The 7,213-nt window shown below is 58.0% G+C and carries 9 protein-coding genes and 1 pseudogene; 7 read left to right on the top strand and 3 right to left on the bottom strand.

The genetic code is table 11. From position 1 onward, the window contains the following. Both FY112_RS37725 and FY112_RS13765 read left to right on the top strand, forming a co-directional pair. The coding region (locus FY112_RS37725; protein WP_246700668.1) for a sensor histidine kinase at window positions 1-501 on the top strand (501 nt) is incomplete at its 5' end. A gap of 312 nt (window positions 502-813) precedes the next feature. Then, window positions 814-1,101, top strand: coding sequence for a DUF1236 domain-containing protein (locus FY112_RS13765; protein WP_027668898.1), 288 nt, complete (start codon window positions 814-816; stop codon window positions 1,099-1,101). 49 nt (window positions 1,102-1,150) lie between these two features. On the opposite strand, the gene FY112_RS13760 is transcribed toward FY112_RS13765, so the two are convergent. After that, window positions 1,151-2,302, bottom strand: coding sequence for a glycosyltransferase family A protein (locus tag FY112_RS13760; RefSeq protein ID WP_151518586.1), 1,152 nt, complete (start codon window positions 2,300-2,302; stop codon window positions 1,151-1,153). A gap of 477 nt (window positions 2,303-2,779) precedes the next feature. On the opposite strand from FY112_RS13760, the gene FY112_RS13755 reads away from it, so the two are divergent. Next, window positions 2,780-3,157: a response regulator gene (locus FY112_RS13755; protein WP_151518585.1), complete on the top strand. Its 378-nt coding sequence runs from the start codon at window positions 2,780-2,782 to the stop codon at window positions 3,155-3,157. 248 nt (window positions 3,158-3,405) lie between these two features. On the opposite strand, the gene FY112_RS13750 is transcribed toward FY112_RS13755, so the two are convergent. Further along, window positions 3,406-4,212, bottom strand: coding sequence for a helix-turn-helix transcriptional regulator (locus FY112_RS13750; RefSeq protein ID WP_151518584.1), 807 nt, complete (start codon window positions 4,210-4,212; stop codon window positions 3,406-3,408). A gap of 95 nt (window positions 4,213-4,307) precedes the next feature. Between FY112_RS13750 and FY112_RS38465 the strand changes: the two genes are divergently transcribed. After that, window positions 4,308-4,685 (top strand): DUF1127 domain-containing protein, encoded by a 378-nt coding sequence (locus FY112_RS38465; protein WP_131630577.1) that lies wholly within the window; start codon window positions 4,308-4,310, stop codon window positions 4,683-4,685. A gap of 43 nt (window positions 4,686-4,728) precedes the next feature. Continuing rightward, window positions 4,729-5,463, top strand: a complete 735-nt coding sequence (locus FY112_RS13740; RefSeq protein WP_102764960.1) for a class I SAM-dependent methyltransferase — start codon at window positions 4,729-4,731, stop codon at window positions 5,461-5,463. A 247-nt stretch (window positions 5,464-5,710) separates the two neighbouring features. Here the strand turns inward: FY112_RS13740 and FY112_RS13735 are convergent. After that, window positions 5,711-6,391 (bottom strand): annotated as a pseudogene (locus FY112_RS13735) (IS66 family transposase); the annotation flags it as partial. A 201-nt stretch (window positions 6,392-6,592) separates the two neighbouring features. Between FY112_RS13735 and FY112_RS13730 the strand changes: the two are divergent. Together FY112_RS13730 and FY112_RS37720 are read left to right on the top strand one after the other, a co-directional pair. Beyond that, entirely contained in the window at window positions 6,593-6,790 is a 198-nt protein-coding gene (locus FY112_RS13730) for a hypothetical protein (protein WP_151518583.1), read from the top strand. A gap of 126 nt (window positions 6,791-6,916) precedes the next feature. Further along, window positions 6,917-7,213: response regulator transcription factor (locus FY112_RS37720; RefSeq protein WP_246700667.1), on the top strand; the 297-nt coding region annotated here is incomplete at its 3' end.

Genomic DNA, 7,213 nt, shown 5'->3' with positions numbered 1-7,213 from the left:
TCGATCACGGCACGCATCAATGCTTATTCAAAGGCGCACGACATTTTGCTTCAGCAGAACTGGCTGGGCACGAGCATGGCGACAATCGTCGAGGCGACCGCGATCAATCTCGGACTTGAGACGTCAGGACGTTTCAAGGCGAGCGGTCCTGCGGTTGAATTGGGTCCACAAGCGGCCCTTTGCTTCTCCCTGGTGCTGCACGAACTCGTCACCAACGCCAGCAAGTATGGTGCGCTGTCGGTAGATACAGGGACGATCGAAATCGAATGGTCCGTACGCGATGAGGCGGGCGACCAACGCCTGAACTTCACTTGGCAGGAGGTTGGAGGCCCGACGGTGGAAGCTCCGAGCAAGAAGGGGTTCGGCACACGCCTTGTCAGCTCCAGCCTGTCCGCCTTTGGAGAGGTCGCACTTGATTATGCGCCGACGGGGCTCATCCTAAGGCTGGATGCGCCGCTCCAGAAGCTGCAATATAAAAACTATTCCGACGCTGAGGAATAATTTGCTTACGAAGCTAGGCCGTAGTGACGACGACGCTGCTTTATGAGCTTGTTGCTTGATGGCGCCTAAGTGTATCTGGCCAGATTCGCCCTGCAAGAGTCTTGTTACATCGCGGGGACCGGTCGATTTCAATCACTCCCGTATCAACCGATAGAGCCCCGTATTTTGCCGCGTTTGTGATGAGCTGTGCAGCATGAGAGAGAACGCTAACGTCACCGTTCAAACATGCCCGCAGGCATTCCGTGTAGCGGAGGAACTATATCTTATCGGTGGCGTTTACCGGGACACTCAAAATCCTGGGAGGATAACATCATGAAAACACTGGTCATCTCTGCGGCAGCGCTGTTTCTGTCACTCGGAGGCGCGGCGGTCGCGCAGACGACGACGGTCGTCGTTCCTGGCGAGGTCAGGACCTATGTCGAAAAACAGGAAACGCCATCCGTCACCTTTGAAGGTGACGTCGCGGTCGGTACGGCATTTCCTGACACGGTCGAGATCCACACGATCCCCGATCAGCCTGATTACGGCTATGTAGTCGTCAACAAAAAACGCGTGCTCGTCAATCCGAAGACCCGCACGGTGATTGAGGTCATCAAATAACTTCAAAGTATCGCGGGCCTGCTTCCAAGGCCCGCGATTCCTCTATCATTCAACCTTCGCCCGCATTGCGTACCGTTCGCTCGGGGCGCGAGAGTTTCAGCTTGGCATCCACCGCAGCCAGCCGCATCAGATGACGTCGTAATCGCGGGGTCTCCTTTGGGCATTCGAGACGCGAAGGAGCAATACGATCGTCGAATTTCAATCTCTTCATTCGCGGCTGATCTTCACGGTTTGCTGTGGTCGTCCCGAGACGAAGGCAGTGTTGTATTCCGCGCAGACCCTTCTGGAGTACAAGCCGAACCACGAAACACGGGTCGCTTCGTAAAATCACCCCAATGGTCACGAGTGACAGATACGTTCTCCGAGCTTGTCGGAATTCCCAAAACGCATATTTTCGAGTGGCGTCGATTGCACTTCCGATCGCGTATCGGGGGAGCTGCGGATTTGCGGCCAGCGAACGCCTGACGACTTCCAGAGCACTTTTGCCCATGCGCAGGTGATCGGAAGACATGCTGCCTGGATGCTTTCGATATCCCACCAGCCGTTCGGGAACGACTTCGATGAAGTAGCGTGCGGCTAGCTTGAGCTCGAAATCGAGGTCTTCGCAGCCTCCAATGCCGGCTGCTGCATATGAGCTATCAAACCCACCTATCGCAAGGGCGACGTCACGCCGGACGAGAAGCGCGCTTCCATTCCCTATATACTTAACATTTAGATGCCGGGCATAGATATATCCTCTTGCAACATCGGAACTGCCAGGGCGAATGATCTCGTCGTCCTCGTTGATGATGTAATGCAGCGTGTAGACGGCAGCCCAGTGCGAGGACAGCCGGTTGAGCGCGTTCACCTGTTTTTCGATTTTCGTTGGGTGCCAGAGATCGTCCGCATCAAGGAATGCCACGAATCGACCTGATGATGCCTCGATCCCAGTATTCCTCGCGGCGGCGACACCGCGGTTGGGGGTGGACAGGAGGCGGATTCGTGAGTCTGACATCGCTGTCTGCTCGACGAGTTTTGCAGTGTCGTCCGTGGAACCGTCGTTGACAACGATAATCTCCAGGGCGGCGTAGGTCTGGCGCACCGCGGACCGAAGCGTGCGCTCGATGTAAGTGGAAGCATTGAAGGCCGGGATGACTACCGAGACCAGAGGCTGGTCAGAATGAAATGTGTCTGGTCGATCTTCATCTTTATATGAAAGCATTGCAGATCTCTCGCCACGTCAATCACAAAGATACTTTCGTATAGGTGAAGGGACTGCTTTTTGATTTCTGCCGTTTCCGTACATTCAATTCGGGGCGGACAAATCCCAGCCGCCGACATTGTTGGAACGTCGTCAACAAGCCTACACTCTAACTTTGTTCTGCGGGCGCAAACGGACTTTGGTCCGACGTAGACCCTCTACTTTTGGAGAAGAGATTAGATATGTCAGCCGCACGTTGGTGAAAAACTGGAAGCGTTCGGGCCTGGCGTCAAGATCTGGTCCTTCGACACTTCTTCCACGCGGGTCGCTGACAGGGAGCGGGCGGGCGATCTCAGTGAGGCATCCCGATCTCGGACCTTAGTTGGGGATGCTTGAGACTGAAGTCCTACACGTGGAACGGCTTGTAGCGGGGAGTGTTTTCGATTGGCGACGCCAGAGAGCGCCGCGCCGATTTTGTAGCCGCCCTGGAGACGAAACATGCGTCTGCTCATCGTCGAAGACGAACCGGGAATCGCTCTGGTGATCGAGGACGTCGCGATCGACGCCGGATTCGAAATCACTGGCATCGCGGGAAACATGTCAGAGGCTCTGGAGCTCGGCTCCGAAGCGGACATCGCCATCATCGACGTCCGGCTTGGGGATGGACTCACCGGGCCGTCCATTGCCCGCGCCCTCTTTTCCGGGTTTGGACTTGGTGTGGTGTATTTCACCCTGAACCCCGGCTTTGTCGAAAATCCGGAGGGCCGAGCTGTCGTCACCAAACCGGCGAGCCCCGAAAGAATAGTGGACGCGTTGTCTATGGCAGCCAAGAACGCAAGAACGCATCGCGTCGCGAGCGGCCCCACCTTCCACTGAACGCTTGAGGCGCCGTTGATCGGTTTCCTCCACCCCAACGTAAGCGCTGTTTGTCTGGCACCTTGACCGCGAGCGTATTGCCGTTTCGAATAGTATCGCTGTGTCAGAGATCGCAGCAATGCGCCAAAAGCGGTCATGTCGAACGGGTTGGCGATGACCAAAATGGGGCCGGAAGGAGACTGGCAGGTTCTGAGAGCGAGGCCAAGAAGGCAGACTTACGCGGTAAGCCGCGCCGGGCATCCCGTGAATCACAGCTCCAGAGGCGTGTCTTGGAAGTATTTTCCGGGAGAGGCACCGAAGGCCGCCCGAAAAACCGCGATGAAGGCGCTGGGGCCTGAGTAGCCGAGTGCAAAAGCGATGTCGCCGACGCTTCGGCCACCGGCGAGCCACTCCACCGATTTCAGCAGTTTCGCCTGCTGTCGCCAGGCGCGGAAACTCATCCCTGTCTCAGATTGGAAGTGACGCTGGAAGCTACGTGGGGACATGGCCGCACGTGACGCAAGCTCATCGAGAGGCCAATCTGCGCCCGGCTCATTCCGCATGTCTGCGGCGATGTCCCGGAGGCGTTCGGATGCCGGCAACGGGAGAGACAACGGTGCGACCGGACTCGTCTGGAGCTGGTCGAGAATGACTGCCACAAGTCGTTCGGCGCGGAGGCTGCCCGCATCCGCGCGAGGTATTTCCAGAAACGCCAGGATTAGCTCGCGCAGGAGCCGCGTCGTACCGATCACGGAGACTTCCGGTGACAGGCTCGCCACCGCGTCGGGGCGGAAAAAGAGATAGCTGCGCTCCGTCTCCTGCAGGTAGGTCACCTCGTGGAGGACCCCGGACGGCACGAACACGGCGCGTTCGGGCGGGACGATGAAGTAACCCCGCTCCGTCTCCAGCCTCAGCGAACCCCGCACGATCTGGAAAAGCTGCGCCCGGTGGTGCGTATGAAAAGCGTAGGTCCGCCCGGCGGGCTCTGCTCCGCCCTGAGCGACAGCGGTATGCGGATAATCTCCGAACCCGTCTTCCGGCAAATGAACGTTGATCAGGTTGTCGCGGGCAATCATGGCGGCTCAGAGACATAATTTGTCAGACTGCCGATAACACGTCTGACGGCAATTCACTAGGTTGGCATTAACTCAGCACAACTTGGACGAAGGTCATGACACTGGAATTCCAAATAGCCGAAATCCCGGAGCGCCTTGCCCGCGGCCTTCTGACGAAGCTACCAGCTTTGAGGTTCGGAGCCTCCGTCGTTGTGGGCTGGTGGCAACGTAGCGAGACCGAACACGCACTGCACCGACTATCGGATCGTGATCTGGCGGACATAGGTATTGCGCGTCGCGATATTCGCGAGTTCGCTTGGACTGGCACCGTCGCAGCCAGCGAGCGACGAAACAGATCACCGGCCGCCGCCATGGATGCGCTTGCCTCCGGGGAATCCCATGCCCCGCGCGGATGGGTGGAAGCCCTCGCTGATCCCTTTCGCGACGGCTCACGAATTGATGCGATGTCCACGAAGCCGCGGTCAACGCGATAGCGCCGTCGGTCTTGAAACAAGCGTTACCAGAGAGGCAGACAGAATGCATGATGACGGGCTTTTCGACGAGAAGATCGCTGCGACCTACGATGATGATAAAGGCATCTCTGCGCCAGAGGTGATCGAGCCGGCCGTTGATCTCCTGGCCGAGCTCGCAGGAGGCGGGCGCGCCTTGGAATTCGCGATCGGAACCGGACGTATCGCACTTCCTCTCGCGCGGAAAGGGGTGCAGGTGGAGGGCATCGAGCTTTCGAGGCCGATGGTGTCTCGCCTTCGCGCTAAAGAAGGAGGCGCGGAGATCTCGGTAGCGATCGGCGATATGGTAACGACGGATGTCGCGAGACGGTTCTCACTCGTCTACCTGGTTTTCAATACGATAAACAACCTGACATCGCAGGACGCTCAGCTCGCCTGCTTCCGGAACGCAGCCGCGCATCTCGAACCTGGTGGACACTTCCTGATTGAGGTCGGCGTGCCGCCGCTTCAGCGGCTGCCGGTCGGCGAGACGATCCTGGCGTTCGACCACGGCGAAACGCATTGGGGCGTCGACGAGTACGACGTGGTGAACCAGAATTTCTCGTCCCATCACATCTGGCTCCGTGACGGAAGCTATGAGCGATTCTCAGTACCGTTTCGTTATGCCTGGCCAGCTGAATTCGACCTTATGGCGCGACTGGCTGGTTTAAGGCTCAAAGAGCGTTGGGGCGGCTGGAAAAAGGAGCTGTTCACGCAGGTCAGCGATAAACATGTCTCCGTCTGGCAGAAGGTTGAAGGTTAGGACGCGTGGAGCGAAGCGTCATCACCCTCGTCCGCAACGCGCCGATGGGAAGCCGGCCGCTTTCAACGCCATGCCGCTGCTTCCGGTCACAAGCAGCAGGCAACGAGAGCATCTCCTGCATCTTGGCTTTATCGTTGGCGTGTCCGCTTTCAGGATCTGTTGAAGCCAGCCCAAACGACCGACATTAGGCGCAAAGCTGCCGTCCTCGCGCGACGAATTGACGGTCTCCTTCGGGCCGACGCGGACTTCAGCCGTGTGTACGCTCAGGGTAATTCCACGGCATTAGCTCGTCGATCCGGCTCTGCTTATGGCCGTAGACAAGGCGGGTGAGCGTGGCGGACAGGTAGGCGAACGGATCGGCGGCATTAAGCTTGCAGGTTTCTATCAGCGAGGCGATGGTCGCCCAGTTCTCCGCTCCCGCGTCGTGCCCAGCGAAGAGTGCATTCTTACGATTTAGTGCTATCGGCCGGATGGTCCGTTCTACGGAATTGTTGTCAATCTCGATGCGACCGTCGGTCAGGAAGATGCCGAGGCCATCCCAGTATTTGGCGATATAGGCGAGCGCTTCGCCGAGTGGCGACTTGCCAGCGACGCGGGTGCGATGATGCGCCAGCCAAGTCCGCATGTCGGCGATCAATGGCGCTGATCGTTCCTTCCGCCCGGCGAGGCGAGCTTCTGGGGAAAGACCGCGCAGCTCGTCTTCGATGCGATAGAGTTCGCCGATCCGCTTCACGCCTTCGACGGCAATCGGTGCCGAGCCGTTGCGGGTAATCTCGACCAGCTTACGCCGCGCATGCGCCCAACAATAGGCTAGCCGGATGTCGAGACCGACACGATCCGCTGCGATCAGCCGATTATATCCGGCATAGCCGTCCACCTGAAGGACGCCCGTAAACCCTTGTAATATCCGCTCGGCATGGTGCCCGCCGCTTCACCAGGGAGGTTCTGACTGGATACAGCAACATTGCTAAAACCTCCCTGGTGTCCTCTCAACAAGGATGAGGAAAATTTAAGCGAGATAGCGCCGAGGGGAAGACGGACCTAGGTCTGACTGGCGCTCCAGGACCTGCTTCTCCTGGCAGGATTGAAGTAATTGAAGCTCCGTGGATGGACGGAACACGAGGACGATATGAAGTTCGGTTCCGACAAGCCAGCCATGAAGAGTGCTGCTCCCAAGGCCATAATCGCGACAATCGAAGCGGCCATTTCCGCTGATCACGAGATCAGAAATCTGAATCGGCATACCATGTCGTTTCGCCGACGCCACGAACCACTCACCGTGAAACCTGCGGGCGGCAAAATCACGATATTGCACTGGCCTAACTAAAAGTGTTCAGTCGCTCCTATAGTGTCTCTCTGGACGTTTTCCGCACACTTGCCATGTCTCTATCGAATAGCCAGCCGATGGACCGCGGATGGCTTTTCTTCAGCCCGAGGAGACGGAGAGTGCAGCTTGACAGCCATTAAGATAGCGATTGTGGACGACCACCCTCTTTTTCGAGAAGGGGTGAGCCGCAGTCTGTCCGAAATCAAGGATTTCGTCGTTGTCGGAGAAGGGGCAAGCGCCGATGACGCGGCCGCGCTGGCGGCGTCCCATGTGCCTGACGTCCTTTTGCTCGATGTATCCATGCCCGGAGGAGGTATCGATGTGATTTCCGAAATCGTGGCGCGAAGCCCGCAGACAAAGGTCCTGATGCTGACCGCCTCGGAGGAAGTCGACACCCTTATCGCGGCCCTGCGACGAGGCGCA

It is taken from the genome of Rhizobium sp. PEPV16 (genome assembly GCF_008919455.1).
GTDB classification, from domain to species: Bacteria; Pseudomonadota; Alphaproteobacteria; order Rhizobiales; family Rhizobiaceae; genus Rhizobium; species Rhizobium leguminosarum_Q.
The sequence above is the reverse complement of the archived record's forward strand: the minus strand, read 5'-3'. Positions and strand labels throughout refer to the sequence as shown.